The organism is Nocardia sp. CS682, assembly GCF_004634405.1.
GTDB lineage: Bacteria > Actinomycetota > Actinomycetes > Mycobacteriales > Mycobacteriaceae > Nocardia > Nocardia ninae.
The window spans coordinates 6,126,909-6,144,707 of record NZ_CP029710.1 but is presented as its reverse complement, the minus strand read 5'-3'; the positions used below and the strand labels follow the sequence as shown (position 1 = coordinate 6,144,707).

The 17,799-nt window shown below is 67.7% G+C and carries 14 protein-coding genes; 3 read left to right on the top strand and 11 right to left on the bottom strand.

Annotated elements, in window-relative coordinates:
• Positions 1–119 precede the first annotated feature (119 nt).
• The 9 genes from DMB37_RS27670 to DMB37_RS27630 all read right to left on the bottom strand — a co-directional run bounded on the left by DMB37_RS27670 (position 120) and on the right by DMB37_RS27630 (position 9,730).
• Positions 120–1,217 (bottom strand): CSLREA domain-containing protein, encoded by a 1,098-nt coding sequence (locus DMB37_RS27670; RefSeq protein ID WP_167768952.1) that lies wholly within the window; start codon positions 1,215–1,217, stop codon positions 120–122.
• A gap of 162 nt (positions 1,218–1,379) precedes the next feature.
• A complete protein-coding gene (locus DMB37_RS27665; RefSeq protein ID WP_135235165.1) occupies positions 1,380–2,108 on the bottom strand; it encodes an NIPSNAP family protein in 729 nt (242 codons plus the stop codon).
• 65 nt (positions 2,109–2,173) lie between these two features.
• Positions 2,174–3,448: a diguanylate cyclase domain-containing protein gene (locus DMB37_RS27660; protein ID WP_135235164.1), complete on the bottom strand. Its 1,275-nt coding sequence runs from the start codon at positions 3,446–3,448 to the stop codon at positions 2,174–2,176.
• A 53-nt stretch (positions 3,449–3,501) separates the two neighbouring features.
• On the bottom strand, positions 3,502–4,311 hold the full coding sequence (locus DMB37_RS27655; protein ID WP_135235163.1) for an SAM-dependent methyltransferase: 810 nt from the start codon (positions 4,309–4,311) through the stop codon (positions 3,502–3,504).
• Positions 4,312–4,507: 196 nt separating this feature from the next.
• Positions 4,508–5,716 carry an ROK family transcriptional regulator gene (locus DMB37_RS27650; protein WP_135235162.1) on the bottom strand — a complete coding sequence of 403 codons (1,209 nt, stop codon included), beginning with the start codon at positions 5,714–5,716 and terminating at the stop codon, positions 4,508–4,510.
• Between the two features lie 25 nt (positions 5,717–5,741).
• On the bottom strand, positions 5,742–6,977 hold the full coding sequence (locus DMB37_RS27645; RefSeq protein ID WP_135235161.1) for a sugar ABC transporter permease: 1,236 nt from the start codon (positions 6,975–6,977) through the stop codon (positions 5,742–5,744).
• Positions 6,974–7,798, bottom strand: coding sequence for an ATP-binding cassette domain-containing protein (locus DMB37_RS27640; RefSeq protein ID WP_135235160.1), 825 nt, complete (start codon positions 7,796–7,798; stop codon positions 6,974–6,976). The genes DMB37_RS27645 and DMB37_RS27640 overlap by 4 nt, the downstream gene beginning before the upstream one ends.
• A 68-nt stretch (positions 7,799–7,866) precedes the next feature.
• Entirely contained in the window at positions 7,867–8,952 is a 1,086-nt protein-coding gene (locus DMB37_RS27635) for a sugar ABC transporter substrate-binding protein (RefSeq protein WP_135235159.1), read from the bottom strand.
• Between the two features lie 181 nt (positions 8,953–9,133).
• Entirely contained in the window at positions 9,134–9,730 is a 597-nt protein-coding gene (locus tag DMB37_RS27630) for an NAD(P)H-dependent oxidoreductase (protein ID WP_135235158.1), read from the bottom strand.
• 213 nt (positions 9,731–9,943) lie between these two features.
• Here DMB37_RS27630 and DMB37_RS27625 point away from each other — a divergent pair, with 213 nt between their 5' ends.
• Positions 9,944–10,885, top strand: a complete 942-nt coding sequence (locus tag DMB37_RS27625; protein WP_240771676.1) for an alpha/beta hydrolase family protein — start codon at positions 9,944–9,946, stop codon at positions 10,883–10,885.
• Between the two features lie 65 nt (positions 10,886–10,950).
• Here the strand turns inward: DMB37_RS27625 and DMB37_RS27620 are convergent, their stop codons facing one another.
• Entirely contained in the window at positions 10,951–11,532 is a 582-nt protein-coding gene (locus tag DMB37_RS27620) for a hypothetical protein (RefSeq protein WP_135235157.1), read from the bottom strand.
• Between the two features lie 254 nt (positions 11,533–11,786).
• Positions 11,787–13,298, bottom strand: coding sequence for an NAD(P)/FAD-dependent oxidoreductase (locus tag DMB37_RS27615; protein ID WP_135235156.1), 1,512 nt, complete (start codon positions 13,296–13,298; stop codon positions 11,787–11,789).
• A gap of 33 nt (positions 13,299–13,331) precedes the next feature.
• Between DMB37_RS27615 and DMB37_RS27610 the strand changes: the two genes are divergently transcribed.
• Positions 13,332–14,384: an AraC family transcriptional regulator gene (locus tag DMB37_RS27610; RefSeq protein WP_240771675.1), complete on the top strand. Its 1,053-nt coding sequence runs from the start codon at positions 13,332–13,334 to the stop codon at positions 14,382–14,384.
• A gap of 35 nt (positions 14,385–14,419) precedes the next feature.
• A complete protein-coding gene (locus tag DMB37_RS27605) occupies positions 14,420–17,668 on the top strand; it encodes an AfsR/SARP family transcriptional regulator (RefSeq protein ID WP_167768951.1) in 3,249 nt (1,082 codons plus the stop codon).
• Positions 17,669–17,799: the final 131 nt, after the last annotated feature.

The following is a 17,799-nucleotide window of genomic DNA, read 5'->3' as shown; positions in this document are numbered from 1 at the left end:
CTGCGGTGGCACCGGATACGAGCATCGACATCGCCCAGGCGAAGGCCTGACCGAGTACCGTCATCCAGTCGCCTGCATTGAACGAACCCATGGCGGATTCCCTTCTCGTTGTGCGGGTTTCAGCGCACACCCGCATCCGGGCGCACCTCGTCGCCGGTGGCGGTCAGGTCACAGGAGTGGTCGTTGCTGAGGTTGGCGCCGGTGGACAGGATGACAGCGAAAACCTTCTTGCAGTTCTGTTCGCCTAGTCCCGCGGTGTTCTGCGCGATGGTCGAGCCGCGCAGGATCAGCTTGCCCATACCGGGATTGACGACATCGGTGAACTGGTACGGCAGGCTGTCGAGGTAGGCGGGGGCGATATTGATGCCGCCGCCACCCTCGTCGGCGCTGTTGCGCAAGACGAGAGAGTCGATGAGCAGCACCTCGCCGACGCCCCGGATGTCGAGTCCGCCACCACGGCCCGCGAATCCGCCGAAGCGGTACCACTTGGTGCGCGGGTTGACGACATGGTTGTCGGTGATCTCGGTGCGGGTGAACGTGCAGGTGTTGTCGCAGCGGACACCGCCCGCCTCGCCCGCCGCATTGGCGGTGATGATGCTGTCGGTGACCTTCAGGTCGGCGACGGGAATATTGAAGATGCCTCCGCCGTAATCGGCGGCGTTTCCGGTCACCGTCACGTGATCGAGAATCAGCTTGCCGGAGTTGGCGATTCCGCCGCCACCGGTCTCGAACAGCGGAATCTCGTGCTCGGCGGCACTACCGCCGGTGATGGTCAGCCCGGAGAGGGCGACCCGCGCGGTGGTCAGCATGACGCGATCGCGGTGACCGGCATCGACGACGGTGCGGTCCTGGCCCGCGCCCTCGATGGTGGTGTCGGCGGTCACGTCGAGGTCGCCGGTGGCCGGATCGATGAAGGGGCCGTTGGTATTCCAGAAATTAGGCGGGATGGTCAGCACATACCGGCCTTCGGGCACCCGAATGATGCTGCCGGGCCGGACATTCGCGGCCTGCACGGCGGCGCGCAACGTGCACTCGCCCGCGTCGGTGCGGCACCGTCCCTCGAACGGATTCGCCGCCGCACCGTCGGCGGTGGTCGTCACGGTGAACACCGCGGGCGACGGCCCCGCCGAGCCGGTCTGCGCCGCCGCGCGATCCGGTATTCCGCACAGCGTGCCGAGGAATACGACACCGATCATCGATATCGACGAGATCTTCATCCGACCAACCACTCTCGGCACGACTACTCCGGGTCGACAGTGCGTTCGGGGCACTGTCTCAGTCATTTCGGTTCTAACAGAACCGAAACCCGCACCGTGGTGGGTCCGCCAGTTCCTTCGCTATTGCACAATCGCACTGGGCAGGTCGACGAGGCCGACCGGTCAGCGCAGCATCGAGCGGGCCGTCGGTGCCAGACGCAGCTGCTCGGGCGGGCCGGACAGGCGCTCGGCCAGCTCCGGCTGCACCTGCGTGTGCCACACCTCGGTGGCGGCCAGCTGGTCGAGATGGGCGGCGCGGCGGTCGGCGTTGTCGAACAGCGCAAACCAGGCGAAGACGTTCTCTTCCCGAATAGGCAGCGGGGCAAAGGTATTGGGCGTCGGGTCGGTCAGATAGCAGGCGATCGGCGGCGCACCGGTTGCCGCAAGCACCGGTCGCACACTGGTGTCGAAGAATTCGGCGAACTCTTCTTTCGGCGTATCGAGGTAGTAGACGGTGGCCAGCACCCGCGACTCCGGCAGGTCGGTCGCGTGCACCCCGGGACGACTCCCCGACACTACGAAACCGGAAGTCGCCGAGGCGGGGTGCAGCAACAGCGCATCGGTGGTGTCGACCATCGTCGCTCGCGCCGCGGGGGCGTGCGTCCGCCACGCTGCCCCCTCTATATAGAAGGCAGTCAGCGCCGCGCCGCGGGCAGCCATATCGGGGAAGGCCCGCATCCAGACGAACCGATCGGGGTCGTCCTCGTCACGGAACTGCGCCACGATGCGCATGCCGACGGCTTCCTGGGTCTCCACGAGTTCCCGGTCGAACAAATCGATCAGCACGTCTCGCGTCCCCGGGCGCAGGGTGTACTGCCTGAGTTCGACCACCGGCCAGATATTTTCGGTCATCGGATCACCGTGCCACCGAGCACTGACAACCACTACCCACCACTTCCGGTGGATCGACCGCTGAACTACTTCCGCTGCCGGAACCGCGACTCGCGCATGGTCTGCGCGGCCTTGTTGCGGTACATCGCGGTATCGGCCGCGTGCATGAGCTGGTCCGGGGCGGTGGGCACGTCGTCGAGGAAGACGGTGCCGATGCTGGCGGCGACGGTCACCAGATGACCCTCCACCTCCATCGGCTCCACGAGCGCCTGCGACAACCAGCCGGATATCTCGGTCAATTTGTCTGCACCCGTACACTTTTCGATCAGCACGATGAACTCGTCGCCGCCGAGCCTGGCGACGAGTCCGTCGACCGGGCCGACGGCCGCGCGTAATCGCTCGCCGACCACCCGAAGCACCTTGTCCCCCACCGTGTGTCCCCACACGTCGTTGATCTCTTTGAACCCGTCGAGATCGAGATAGCACACGCCGATCGGCGGGCTCGCGTTCGCCAGCCGGTCGAAGAACAAGGTGCGGTTGGGCAGACCGGTGAGGCTGTCATGGTTGGCGTCGTGCCACAGCCGGTCGGCCAGCTGCTTGCGTTCGGTGATGTCGACCGCGACCCCGATCAGGAATCGCACCTGCCCGGCGCTGTCGCGCACCGCCGACATCGAAAGGTCGATGGTGGTGATCGCGCCGTCCGGGCGCAGATGCTCGGTCTCCAGCCGGAACCGGTCGGACGCCCCGCTGAGCAGCCGTTGCAGCTCCGCGAAGGCGTAGCCGATGTTCGCCGGGCCGAGCAGCTCGTCCACCGCCCGGCCGGGCATGAGTTCCACTGGCAGACCGAGCATTTCGGCCATCGCCAGGTTGGCGTCGAGCACCTTGCCGGTGACATCGATGGTGCCGATGCCGACCGAGGCGCCCGCGAAGACGGCTGCGAATCTGGCCTCGGAGAGCTGTCGTTTGGCCTCGGCCTCCTGCGCCGCCGCCAAGGTCGCCACCAGGGTGGCTTCCTGTTCGGCGAGCGCCGCCGTCCGCAGGGCCGCGGTGAAGCCCGCGGCGAACTCGGCGGCGGTGAGCACCGCCCGGTCGCGGATCCGCTCGTAGTTCGGCCCGACGGTGGTCGGGCAGATGTCGGCCACCAGGTCGTGGCAGATGACCACCACCGAACGACTGACCGCCACCGCGTCGCGGTAGTTCGCCGCGACCAGCACGGAGGCGGCATCGCGGGCGACGGTGAGTTCGGCGGTGCCGAGCACCACCGCTTCGAGCGCCTCGCTCAATCCGGCGAGCATGGCCTCGATCTGGGTCCGCGTGAGAGTGGGGGCCACCGCGCCGTCCAGCGCCTCGGCCCACCGCATCGCTAGCTCATGCGACCCCACTCAGGGACCCCCTGCTGGTTCGTCTTCGCGCTTCAGGCCTTTCGACCGACGCCGGCCAGACCGAGCGAACGGCCCGGTGCCTCGTGCAGATCTCGCTCGGACTCCGGGCGCCAGACCGGCAACTCGACCACGCCGGGCTCGATCAGGTCCCATCCTTCGAACATAGCGACGATTCCCGCGCGATTACGGAAATGGATACCAATTCGATTCTTATCGGAGGCATTGGCGCCAAGCTTGCCCGCGTCCTCGGGCCGCATTTCAGAGGTGAGATGGGAGATGGCGACGTAGCTGCCCGGCTGGACGGCGGCGCGCAGCTCGGCCACCTTGGCGATGGGCTCGTCGCTGTCCGCGAGCAGGTGCAGCACCGCGACCAGCAGCAGGCCGACCGGCTGGTCGAAGTCGATCAGGCCGGTCTCGGCCGCCTTGTCGAGCAGCTCGGCCGGCTTGCGCAGGTCGGCCTCGATGGCACCGGCCCGGCTGTTACCGCGCAGAATCGCGCGCGAATGGGCGACGGCCACCGGATCGATATCCGCGTAGAGCACCCGGATATCGGGATCGATAGCGTGCACCACCTCGTGCACATTTCCGGCTGTCGGGATTCCCGACCCGATATCGAGGAATTGGCGGATCCCGGAATCGGCCAGGAATCGCACCGCGCGGCGCAGGAACGCCCGGTTGCTCAGCGCCAGCCTGGGCAGGTCCGGCACGAGCGACTTGCCCATCTCGGCGGCCTTGCGGTCGATCTCGAAATTGTGCGAACCACCCAGCAGCGCGTCATACATCCGTGCCGGGCTTGCCTGCTGCATATCCACGCCTTCGGGCGCCCACGCCGGCCTATCCATCGAAAACCCCTTTGTTGCTCACGCTCGAACACCGCCATCGGATCGGCCGGCCCACTCGGGCACGGTGCGCTTGATCACCCGAACGGTGGTCTGCGCATAGTAGTCGGGTTTGGTGACCAGCGGGAAGTTCGCCGCCGACGACGGTCGGCCCGCTCGGAGCGCTTGCGAGCGCGAATGCGCGAGGCCGCACCCGGTTTCAGGCGCGGGCCGCGGCGATTCTGGCCAGCGTCTGCACCGGGTCGGTGAGTACCTCGGTGAAGGCCAGCTCCGCGGCACCGATCAGCGTCGCGTCGCCGCCGAGCGCGGAGGTGCGCAGCCGCACCCGCTCGCGGACCGCGAGCAAAGCGTCGACCGCTACCCGGCTGCGCACCTGGGCCGCCGAGGCGAGATAGATCTCGCGCAGCACGCCGCCGAAGACCACCATCGACGGGTTGAAGATATTGACCAGGTTGGCCACGCCGTAACCGAGCCAATCGCCCACCTGGTGCAGCGCGTCCCTGGCCGTCGAGTCACCGCGCGCCGCGGCCTCCACGATGGCCTCGACCGCGGCCCGGCCCGCCGGGTCGGCGCGGCCCGCGGCGGCGATCAAGCCGAGCTCGCCCGCCTCGACCTCGAGACAGCCGTGCGACCCACACGCGCAGGGCCTTCCGTTCCGGTTGACGATCATGTGGCCGACCTCGCCCGCGTAGCCGCCCTCCCCGCCTAGCAATTGGCCGCCCATGATGATGCCCGCCCCGATGCCGACGTCACCGTGCAGATAGATCAGGTCCGACAGTCCTGCGGCGACGCCGCGCTCCCGCTCGGCCAGTGCACCGAGGTTGGCGTTGTTGCCGACGACGACCCGCAGCCCGAGGTCCAGTTCCCGAGTCAGGCTCGCGCCGAACGGGACATCGACCCAGCCGATGTTCGGCCCGTACCGGACGACGCCGTCCTCCTCGCGCACCATCCCGCAAAAGGCCACGCCCACACCGACACACACGGCGTCGCGAGCGGCGTTGCCGATCATGTCGCGGGCCATGCCCGCCAGCGTGGCGATCACATCCTCCGGATCGAAAGTGCCACGCGGGCGGGTGGTTTCGACCTGATCGAGGACCAGCCCACCCAAACCGACTCGCGCAGCGGCCAGTCGGTCGGCGCCGACGTCGAGCGCGATGACGTATACGCGCTCCGACTCCGGCCGAACCACCAGCGACGGACGGCCCGCCTTTCCGGTCTGCCCCGGCAGTTCCTCGCGCACCAGCCCTACCGCGGCGAGGTCGGCGGTCAACGCCAGAATGGTGCTGCGGTTCAGCCCCATTCGCTCCGCGAGCGTGGCCCGCGAGACCGGACCGTCGCGATGAACGTGCCGGAGCAATACAGCCAAGTTGCTCTTGCGGATCTCATCGGGAGATGGGGCTGCCCTCATTCACCGTCCTTCGCCGCGGAGTGGGTTATCTACGAAGTAGCGTGCGTTTGCGCGACAAGGCGTCTACTCCGGCCGCCAAGAGCAGCACGAATCCTGTCACAACGAATTTCGTGCCCGCGCTGTAGCCCATCAGGCCCATGCCGTTGTCGATCACCGCGACCACGGCGGCGCCGAGGACCGCGTCCAGCATTCGACCTCGGCCACCGAACAGGCTGGTGCCGCCGATGACCGCCGCGCCGACCGCGAGCAGCAGCACGCTGCTGCCGCCGGTGTTGGGGTCGACCGAGTTGGCGCGGGAGGCCGCGATCAGGCCGCCGACCGCCGCCATGGTCGAACACAGCACGAAGGCAGTGATCTTCACGCGATCCACGGTGATGCCCGCGCGCCGAGCCGCCTCGGCGTTGCCGCCGACCGCGTAGATGTGCCTGCCGAACGACGTGCGATTGAGCACGAAGGTCCACACCAGCAACAGGATCGCGATCAGCGGGACCACGATCGGCATGCCCTTGAGCGAGTGCAGTTCCGGGTTGCGGCTGCGTTCCCCGTTGAGCACGAGCACCGCGATGCCGAGCACCACCGCGACCGCCACGATCCGCGCCACGATCACCGGGGCGGTCTCACCGGTGAGGCCGAGTTTGGTGCGCGCCCGCAGCTTTCGGTATTGCACGAACGCGAACCCCGCGACCAGCACGGCGTACAGCAGCCAGCCGAGCAACGGCGGGACGTTCTTGTTCGCGACGGCGAGGATGGTGTCGTCGCGGATGGAGATGTTGCGGCCGTTGTCCATGATCTTCAGCGCGACGCCTTGCAGCGCAAGGAAAGCCGCGAGCGTCACCACGAACGAGGGAATACCGACCTTCACCACGATGGTGCCGATCGTCAGCCCGATCAGCACCCCCGTGAGCAGCGACACCACGACCGCCGCGTACCAGGGCCAGCCGCGGTCGGTGAGCAGCACCGCGAGCACCGCCGCGCAGACGCCGCTGGTGAAACCGGCCGACAGGTCGATCTCGCCGAGCAGCAGCACGAAGATCAGGCCCATCGCGATCACCGCGATCGCCGCGCCCTGGGTGAACAGGTTCGCGAAATTGGCCTCGGACATGAAGACCGGGCGCGCGGCCCAGAAGACACAGGACAGGATGATCAGCGCCAGCACGGAGGGCAGCGCACCCATGTCACCACTGCGCACCCGTCCGACGTAGGTGTTCACCAAGTCGGAAACCGGTGCAGTAGCTGGCTTTTCAGTCAAGGTGACGCTCATGCCTTCGCTCCATTCGCGTCCAGGCCCAGTGCGCCGCTGCGGCCTGCCGTAATCAGTTCGACGACCTGCCCGTGGGTCACGTCGGAGGTGCGGACCTGGGCGGCCATCCGGCCGAGGTACAGCGCCGCGATGCGATCCGAGACCGCGAACACGTCGTTCATGTTGTGCGAGATCAGCACCACCGCGAGCCCGCGATCGGCCAGCCTGCGCACCAGCTCGAGCACCTGCTGGGTCTGGGCGACGCCGAGCGCGGCGGTCGGTTCGTCCAGGATCACCACCTTGCTGTTCCACAGCACGGCCTTGGCGATCGCCACCGTCTGCCGCTGCCCGCCGGACAGGCTCGACACCTGCTGCCGGACGCTCTTCACCGTCCGAACGGACAGGCTCGCCAAGGTCTTTCCGGCCAGCTCCTCCATCGCGTACTCGTCGAGCACGATCCCGGTCTTCTTCTCCCTGCCGAGAAACATGTTCTGGACGATGTCGAGGTTGTCGCAGAGCGCCAGATCCTGGTACACGATCTCGATGCCGAGCGCGGCCGCGTCGCGCGGGCTGTGCACCTGAACGGGCTTGCCCTCGAACAAGAACTCGCCCGCATCGATCGGGTGGGTGCCGCCGATGCACTTGACGAGGGTGGACTTTCCGGCCCCGTTGTCACCGACCAGTGCCGTCACCTCGCCCGGGTAGGCGGCGAAGGCGACGTTGTGCAAGACGTGGACCGGCCCGAAACTCTTTTCCAGGCCGCGTAATTCGACTACGGGCGTTCGCCCACCCGTCTCTCGGCCACCGCCCCCCACCGAATCGCTGCGCGATGCTTCATTCATGGTGCTGCTCCTAGAAGGTGCCCCCTCCGCCATCCCCTCATCGAGAAGGCGGAAGGGGCTGGATGCGATCAGATGCCGTTGTCCGCGCAGAGTTTCGCGATCTCGCCGGTGCACAGCTCGGCCTTGGTCACATAGCCGTCCGCGACAACGTCTTTCACCTGCTGCGCGTAGATCGGCTTGGGCTCCAACAGCACCGACGGCACGTCGGTCTTGGCCTCGGGGTCCTGCACTTTTCCGTTCGCATGACCCGGCTGGCCCTTGGTCAGCGCGATGGCCAGCTCCGCCGCCGCCTCGGCTTCCTTCTTGATCGCCTTGTACACGGTCATGCACTGGTCGCCCTTGAGGACGTTCTGCAAGCCCTGCACCGTGGCGTCCTGGCCGCTCACCGGAACCTGACCGTTGAGCTTCTGCTTCTTCAGCACCGCGATCGCGGCATTGGCGAGACCGTCGTTGGCCGCCACCACGCCGCCGATGTTCGGCTGGCTGGTGAGCATCTGCTCGAAGATGGTGCCCGCCTGGGTGTTATCCCATTCCGGTACCGCCTGATCCGGGCCCTTCGTGTACTGGCCGGCGTCGAACTTCGGCTTCAGCACCGCGTCGTAGCCGGTCTTCAGCAGGGTCGCGTTGTTGTCCGTCGGCCCGCCGTTCAGGTAGGCGACCACCGGATTGGCGGCGTTCTTGTCGGTCAGGCACTTCGCGACGCCCTCGCCGAGCAGGCTGCCGACCTTCACGTTGTCGAAGGACACGTAGAACTGGGCGCCGCCGCCCAGCGTGAGCCGGTCGTAGTCGATGACCGTGACGCCCTGCGCCTTCGCCTTCTGGATGACCGCCTTGCCGGTGCCGCTGTCCAGGTTCGTCATCAGCAGCACCGACGCGCCGTTGGTCATCATCTGATCGGCGATCGTCTGGAAGGCGTTCTTGTCGCCCTGCGCGTTCTGGATGTCGGCCTTTACGCCCGCGGCGTCGAAGGCCTGCTGCAGGTACTTCCGGTCCGCCGTCTCCCACCGGGCCGAGGTCTTGCTGTCCGGCAGGATCACCCCGATCTTGGCTCCGCCACCTCCCGAACCCGTCGAGTCGTCACCACAAGCAGTCAAAGTCAAGGAAGTGAGCGCGGCGACCGAGACGGCCGCAACGCCGAGAATGCCCTTACGCATGAGGGGGCCTTTCGTGGAACCACCGCCCCGGAGTGCCCGGGCGGTCGAGGTCGAGCGAATGTTGTTCGCTGCAACATATTCGACTGTGACCCACAGCACAACCTGTTCAAGCGACCAATTTGTTGTTCGAGATAACAATCAGGACACGTGATGATCGGCGCACTGCCCGACCACAGGTCGTCTAGGCGTCCGTCACCAGGGCGGCGGCCAGCTCGCGGGCTTCGCGCAGCCAGGCGGCGCGCGTCTCGTCGGCGGAGTCGGTGACCATCCGGAAAACCGTGCGCCGGACATCGTGCACGCCGACGTAGGGCAGCACGCAGGCCGCCCAGATCTGCTGCAACGGGTCGCCGAAGACGTCGCGCTCCCGCTCGACGGTGGTGTCGGAGGTGTTGAGCACCAAGGCGCGCTGCAGCCGTAGCAACCCGATCGGCCAGCCGGACGCGTCGTCCAGGTTGTAGGCCACGGCAGGGGTGAGCACCCGCTGCACCCAGCCCGTCAGGATGGCCGGCGGCATGCCCCACCAGTTCGGGTGCACGAAGATCACGGCGTCGAGGTCCGCCAGTTCGTTCTGGTGTTGCCGGACCAGCTCGTCACCCGACCGCGTGCCGTGCACGGTGTCGGTCTCCGCCGCCGCCGACATCGGGTCGAAGCCCTCCGCGTACAGGTCGTGCGGCACGACCTCGACCGCCCGGGTTCGCAGTTCGTCTACGACCGCATCGAAGAGGGCCCTGTTGAAACTGTCGGCCCGGGGATGGGCGAGGTATACCGCTATACGCATGGCGAACACTGTGCCGGAGGTGGTCAAGGCCCGACGGGCGGGGTGCGCTCCGGCCGAGATGCCCTGACCGGCAAGACCATTCGGCAACAGCTGTGCGGCAGTGAGATTTCCCCAATTTGCGAACAACACTATTCGTAGAGTGTCCGGATGCTCTAGATTCACCCTCGGGGATCGATGCGCTCGAAGCCGATCCTCGAAGGAAAGGATCATCCGTTGCCACGACTCAGCAGAATCATTCTGGCAATCGCCACCGTAATCGCCAGCCTCGCTGCACCTTTCGCCGTCGACGCACCGGCCTCCGCTGCGGCAGGCACGGTGCGCTGGGAGGCCAGGGTCAGCGACCGCATCCTCGATATCGGTATCTCCTCCCCCAATCTCGAAGGTCCCGACTGGTCGGTGAAGGTGGTCCGCCTGCTGCTGCCGCCCGGTTGGACCAAGGAATCCGCGCGGAGCTGGCCCACCGTCTGGGTGCTGCACGGCGGCTTCGACGACCACAAATCCTGGACCGACAAAGGCAACCTCGAGGCGCTCACCGCGGGCAAGGACGCCATCTTCGTGCTGCCCGAAACCAGCTGGTGCAGCGCCTATTCCGACTGGTACAACGACGGACGTGGCGGTCCGCCCGCCTGGGAGCGGTACCTCCTCGACGACGTGCGCACCATCCTCGAATCCACCTACCACGCCAACACCACCCGGGCCATCGCGGGCAATTCCATGGGCGGTCTCGGCGCCATGAAATTCGCTGCCGCTCACCAGGGTTGGTTCGCCTCCGCCGCGACCTTCAGCGGAAACGTCGACCCACTGCACGACTCCGGCGCACCCGGCGACCCCGACAAGCCCGGCCAGGGCTGTGCCGCCGACTGGAAACGAGTCTGGGGCGACTACCGCGACCATCGCGACATCTGGGTCGCCAACAACCCATACAGCCAGGCAGCCAAACTCACCAACATCCCGCTGTTCGTCTCCTACGGCAAGGGCGACGCCGTCGAATCCCTTGCCTACGAACAGAACTACCGCTTCGTCGACCGCCTCCAAGAACTGGGCGCCCGAGTAGAAGAACGCTACGTCCCCACCCAGGGCCACAACTGGGAGGCATGGAAAGTCCAGATGCGCAACGCCCTACCGATGCTCCTCAGCTCGATCGGCGTCGCCTGATCGACCCCGCAACCCCGGCGGAGCTGACAAGGGCCAGTCTCGCGCCGGGGCAGCCTATCGAGGGCTCAGTTGAAGTGCAGGGTGTTGATGGGGATCCGGCCGCCTTGCATCGTGGCGTTCATGCAGGCGTTGACCAGGGGCTGGCTGTCCACCGGCGCCTGGTCGACGTGCAGCTTGCCGCCGGCTCCCGGTCCGTCCACGATGTTCAGCGTGTTCGTGACGGCGGCGGCGGGGTTACCGCCCGGCACGTGCCATTGGCCGGAAACACGGCTGGTTTCGCCGTTCGCCCATTCGAGGGTGCCCTCCAGGAAGCCGAGGGCATCGTTGCAGCTCGCGTTGCCGTTGAACTCGCTGCGGAAGGCGACGTCGGCCGCGGGCGTGCCCGTGCAACCGTCGAGGTCGGCCTGGAAACCCGCGCGAACCGGCACGGTATTCATCCCGATCGGGCTGGTGTTGAATCGCATCTCACCGCCGGGGCACCAGCCGCCGATCGGATCGGCCACCGCAGGTTGGGCGGCAACCAGCGGCGCGGCAAGCGCGGCCGCGACGGCCGAAATAACGCCGATTTTCCTGGGTGTTGCCATGTGAATCCTCTCCTTTCGATCAACAGTGATCTCGTGGGAGTGGTGCACCGCGGTCAATTCCACGGCGAGTGGCTGATACCCGAGGGCATCGATACAAAACACGGGACACCAGGATTATTCGTGCGGGAATTTTGCACTGCTGGTCGGCGAGCCTCGACAATGTGCTACCGAAATGAGATCGGCGATTGCCGCGCAGCGGCTCGCCGGCGAAGACTCCGCAACGTCAGGGCGGTGGCGGGCCGACGAGCGCTGCCAGTTGGTCTACCACTTCGGTAATGGACCTCTGGGTGTCGATTTCCCTGGTCATGGTAGAGCGGTCACCGGGCCGCAGCGGGAACTGGCTCGCGCACAGCTGATTTGGGAGTGGCGGTGAGGGTTTTGTTCAGGTCGGTGCGCAGGGTGGTCGCCGAGTCGATCAGGTAGTTCTGGCGAACCTTCCAGGGGTGGCGGTCACCTTGGCGCGGAAAGTCGTCGATCGAGCGTTGGATATAGCCTGCGGCCAATTCGAGTAGCGGTTGTTCGGTGAGTTTGCCGTCGGGCTCGGGGACGACGGCGGCGTAACCGCGGCGGTCCATGTGGTTGAGGATCTTGCAGACCAGGCGGGAGCTGAGGTCGGCGCGCAGAGTCCAGGAGGCGTTGGTGTAGCCGACGCAGACGGCGAAGTTGGGCAGTCCGGTCAGCATGGCGCCCTGCCAGATGAACTGGTCGGCCAGGGCGACCGGCCGGCCGTCGACGCGCGGCACGATGCCGCCGAACGGCAGCATCTGCAGGCCGGTGGCGGTGACGACGATGTCTGCCTCCAGGATTCGGCCGGACTCGAGCCGAATGCCTTCCGGCACAAAGGTATCGATGTGGTCGGTGACGACCTCGGCCTTGCCCTTCTTCATCGCCCTGAAGAAGTCGGCGTCAGGAACGGCGCACAGGCGCTGGTCCCACGGGTTGTAGGTAGGCGTGAAGTGCTCGGCTACCAGCTTCTTGTCCTTGAGGATTCGTGTGGTCAACGCGGTGAGAAGTTTGCGAGCGGCCGCCGGGCGGCGGCGGCAGTACTGGTAGAAGCCGATGGTGAACAGGATGTTCTTGGTGCGAATCACCCGGTGCGCCAGCTTCGGCGGCAGCAGCTCACGAATCTTGTCCGCGCGCTTGTCGCGGCCGGGGACCGCGCTGATCCAGGTCGGGCTGCGCTGCAACATGGTCACCCGCTCGGCCTGCCCGGCCATCGAGGGCACCAGGGTGACCGCGGTGGCGCCGCTGCCGATCACGACAACGCGCTTACCGGTGTAATCGAGGTCTTCGGGCCAGAACTGCGGATGCACCACTTGACCGGAGAACGAAGCGCGGCCAGGGAATTCGGGGGTGTAGCCGCGGTCATAGTCGTAGTAGCCCGCGCATGCGTACAAGAAACTGCACGTCAGCTCGCGCTGCGATACCGCGCCTGTCGCGTCGCGCTCCGCCAAAGTCAGTGTCCAGCGGGCGGTTTCGCTCGACCAGTCGGCTGCGACCACCTTGGTCCGGTAGCGGATGTGCCGGTCGATGCCGAACTCGGTGGCGGTCTCGTTGATGTACCGGAGAATCGACGGCCCGTCGGCGATCGATTTCGCCTCGCGCCACGGCTTGAACGGGTAGCCGAGGGTGAACATGTCGGAGTCCGACCGGATGCCGGGATAACGGAACAGATCCCAGGTGCCGCCCATCGCGTCGCGCGCCTCGAGGATGGCGTAGGTCTTGCCGGGGCACTCGGTCTGCAACCGGTAGGCGGCGCCGATGCCGGACAGTCCGGCGCCGACGATCACGACATCGAGGTGTTCGGTGGCTACGGCGGTCTCGTTCATAGCTCCAGTGTGAGACCGCACGGACCCGCATTCTTGACTTTGCGCGACAACTATTTGATTCTGGGCGACATGACGGTGATCCGGTCGGCCGGCCTGCGCGGCTTCCGCGCGACCGTGGCGGAACTGGGCGGCGATGCCGAGCAGTTCGCCACCGCCTGCGGGCTGCCGATCGCCGCGCTCGACACCGACGACCTGCTCATCCCCGACCAAGCACTGGCCGCGGCGCTGGACCTGGCCGCGCAGCGCCTGGACTGCCCCGACCTCGGCTTACGTATCTCGCGCAGGCAAGACCTCGACATGCTCGGCCCGCTGGCCCTGGCCATCCGGAACTCGCCGTCGCTGACCCACGTGCTGGAATGCTCGGCGCGCTACCTGTTCCTGCACGCCCGCTCGCTCACCCTGACCACGGAGCCGGACCCGTACGGGGATCGCGGCGTCATCGCGCTGCGATACGGCGTCGAGCCGGGGTTGCCCTCCCCCATTCAGGCCACCGATCTCGGACTTGCCTTCGTACACCACACCATTCAGCGACTGGTCGACGACAGTTATGGACTGCTCTCGGTCGAGCTGCCCTACCGTCCGACGGTGCCGATCGCGCGCTACGAAGAATTCTTCGACGCACCCGTACGGACGAACCGCCCGTACGCCGCGCTGCGCGTACCGCGAAATCTACCGAACCTCCCCCTGAGCGGGGGCGATCATAATCTGCACCGCTTGGCGATGGCGTTCCTGGCGGAACAGGCGGGCGGCATCGACGCCTCGATCGTGCCCAAGGTGCGCGCCACCGTGCGGCAGCTGCTCGGCACCCTCGCGCCCGAAATCGGTGCCGTAGCACGACTATTGACCGTGCACCCGCGCACTCTGCAGCGCAGGCTCGCCGCGGAGGGCACCTCGTTCGCCGCCATCCTCGACGACGTGCGCCGCGACGAAGCCCTGCGCTACCTCGCCACCACCGACATGCCGATGAGCCAGGTCGCCTCCGTCCTCGGACTGTCCGAGCAGTCGACCTTCACCCGTTGCTGCCGGCGATGGTGGGGCACCACACCGACCGCAGTGCGCCGCGACGGTGCGCGCCACCGCACGTGACCACGGCGCTACACTCCCAGCGTTCGGGAGGTCGGTTGTTGCAATTTGTAGTATTAGGCGAGGTCAGGGCGTGGCGCGGGGTGGCGTCGCTGCCGCTGGGCCCGCCCCAGCGTCGCGCCGTGCTCGCCGCCCTGCTCCTGCGGGCAGGCAGCGCGGTGACGGCTGCCGAATTGGTGGAGGGGATCTGGGGCGAGCGACCGGTGCCGCGCGCGATCGCCGCGCTGCGCACCCACGTCGCGCAGTTGCGCCGGACACTGGAACCCGAGCGGACGGCCCGCGGCCCGTCGACGGTGCTGGTGACCATCGGGGACGGTTATGCGCTGCGCGTGCCACCGGAGGCGACCGATGTGGGGGAAGTCGAGCGGCTCGTCGCAGCCGCCGGGCAGCTCCGCGACCACGATCCTGCTGCGGCGCGGGCGAATCTGGTTGCCGCACTTGGCAAGTGGCATGGGCCCGCGCTCAGTGGGCTACCCGGGCCGTTCGCCGAACGGCAACGCTCCCGGCTGGAGCAGTGGCGGCTGGCCATCCTGGAGGACCGCCTCGCGCTCGACATCGAGACCGGTCACAGCGCAGTCGCCGTCGCCGACCTCGGCTCGTTGATCGAGGAACATCCACTGCGGGAACGGTTCCGGGCGCTGCTGATGACCGCGCTGTATCACTCCGGCCGCCAGTCCGACGCACTCGACGCCTACGCCCAGGCCCGCCGGGCGCTGGTGGACGGCGTCGGCGTCGAGCCGGGGCCGGAGCTGACCGTGCTGCACGAGCGGATCCTGCGCGGCACCATGCCCGAGCTCCGCAGCACGGCTCAGCCGCGCGCGATGACCGAGCCGCACGCCCTGCCTGTGCCGCACACCGCGTCTGAGCCGCGTGCCATACCTGAGCCCCGCGTCATGACCCAGCCGCACGCCACGAGCGAACCGAGCACGGCGACCGGACCCCACGCCATCAGCGAGCCCCACTCGGCGACCGAGCCCTACGCCCCGCCTGCGCCCCACGCCACAACCGGGTCCCGAGCCATGAGCGAGTCCCGCGCCTTGCCTGCGTCGGACGCCGCGTCTGAGTCCCGCGCTATCCGTGCACTCCGCGCAGCGACCGAGCCGCACCCGACGACCGAGGGCCGCGCCATCGCTGCGCCCCATGCCATGGCTGGACCGCACGCGACGGCCGAACCCCGCGCGACGACCGAACGCGGCCCCGAACCGGTGCCTGCCCAATTACCGCCGGACATTGCCGATTTCACCGGTCGTGCCCGACTGGTCGACGAACTGGCGGCGCAGCTGACCGGGGCGGGGAGCGCGGTGGCGATCTCCGCGGTCGGGGGTATGGGCGGGGTGGGTAAGACGACGCTCGCGCTGCATGTCGCGCATCGAGTGCGGGTTCGGTTCCCGGATGGGCAGTTGTACGCGAATCTGCACGGTGTCGACCCGGTGCCCACGCCGCCGGGCGCCGTACTCGGTGGCTTTCTGCGCGCGCTCGGCGTGGCCGAGGGTGACATCCCGTCCACCGTCGACGATCGTGCGGCGGAACTGCGAACGCGACTGTCGGGCAAGCGGATACTGATGGTGCTCGACAATGTTCGGGACTATGCCCAGGTGGCGCCGCTACTTGCCGGGTCGGCGGTGCTGATCACCAGCCGATCGGCGCTGACCGAGCTGCCCGCGGTGACCCGCACCCGGCTCGACGTGCTCGAGACTGCGGAGGCGATGGACTTACTCGTCCGTATTCTCGGCACGGATCGTGTGGCAGCCGAGGAGGAGTCGGCCCGCGAGGTGGTCGCGCACTGTGGCCTGCTGCCGCTCGCGGTGCGGATCGTCGGCGCCCGGCTCGCGGTGCGGCCGCAGTGGACGATCGCGTCGTTCGCGGATCGGCTGGCCGATGAGAAGAGCAGACTGAGCGTGCTCAAGACCGGCGAACTGGCGGTCGAGGCGGCGTTCCGGCTCGGCTACGGGCAGCTGAATGCCGAGCAGGCCAGGACTTTTCGCACGCTGGCGCTGGCGGAGGTGCCCGACCTGTCGATCGGTGCTATCGCGGCGGTACTCGGCATCTCCGAGCTCGACGCGGAGGACGTCTGCGAGTCCCTGGTCGACCTCAGCCTGTTGGAGACCACCGCGCCCGGCCGCTACCGATTCCATGATCTACTGCGACTTTTCGCGCGCGGCGTCGCCGACGAGGACGAATCCGCCGTCCTGGTGCGGGTGCTCGACTATCACCTGGCCAGCGCGAAGAATCTGCTCAGCGCGATCGACTACAGCAATACGACGCGGCTGCTCGTCGCGACCGAGGTCCCGGGCCGCGCGTTCGCCAGCGGCTCGGATGGCCAGGCGTGGAACGACATCGAGCGGCCGGTCGTCATCGCGCTGCACCAGCAGGCGGCGCGGGTCGGCGGCCGCGCGCTCGACGTGGCGGCCGACCTCGCGTGGGTGATGGCCGAGTTGATGGACGCGGGCACCGGCGCCCGTGAGCTCTCCCGCGCACTGGAGTCGCTGCTGGAGGCCGCCATCGCGGCCGACAATCCGGCCGCCGAGCGGCGGATCAGGACCGCCCTCGGTGCGCTGCTCCAGGTCGGGCTCGGCGAGGTCGAGGCCAGTCTGCCGCATCTGCGCGCGGTATCCGGGCCGCCGGCGACCGATGTCGACCGCAGGCTGTCGGTACTCGCGTCGGTGTTGCTCGGCATCGCGGCGCGACGGCTGGGTGACGCGGACGCCTCGCATCGGCATTTCGAGCACGCCACCCAGCTCACCCGCGCTCTCGGTGATCGCTCGATGGAGGCGTGGTGCCTGGCACTGGTCACCCGAACCTACTGCGAGGCAGGACAATACGACCAGGCCGTGGCGATGGCGGAGCGCGCCATCGCGCTCGCGCGGGAATCGTCCAACCCGGTGGCGCTCGGCTGGGCCACACACGAGTTGGCCGCCACCTTGTCGATGCGCGGTGAGCACCCGCGCGCGATCGAGCTCGGCACCGAGGCGGTGCGCGCGGCGCGACGCAACGGCGTGCGCCTGTGGGAAGGCTGGGCACGCACCCGGCTGGCGCAGATTCATCTGCAGGCAGGCAATGTGACCGAGGCGGAGACGCAGGCGGCCGGCGCTCTCCAGCTGCTCACGAAGGCGGCGGATCCGATCGATCGGGCGCGGGCAATGGCGTTGCATGCGGCCGCGCTGGCAGCCCGGGGGCACCGGGACCGCGCCGAGCGGGAGCTACGGGAGGCCGCCGAGATTTTCACGCGCGCCGGGCTCGCGCCGCCGACCATCGACCGCCTGTACGGCGCCGCAGGCGCCGAATAACGAACGTTCATTCATCATTTATCCGACACTGAGCCGTAGCTGGCATCCTGCTGTGTCGACGCGACCACCACCGCCAGTGGTGGGCAGGAAATGAGTCGTGCGGACTCGCGACCGCCCGGAACTGGGACCGA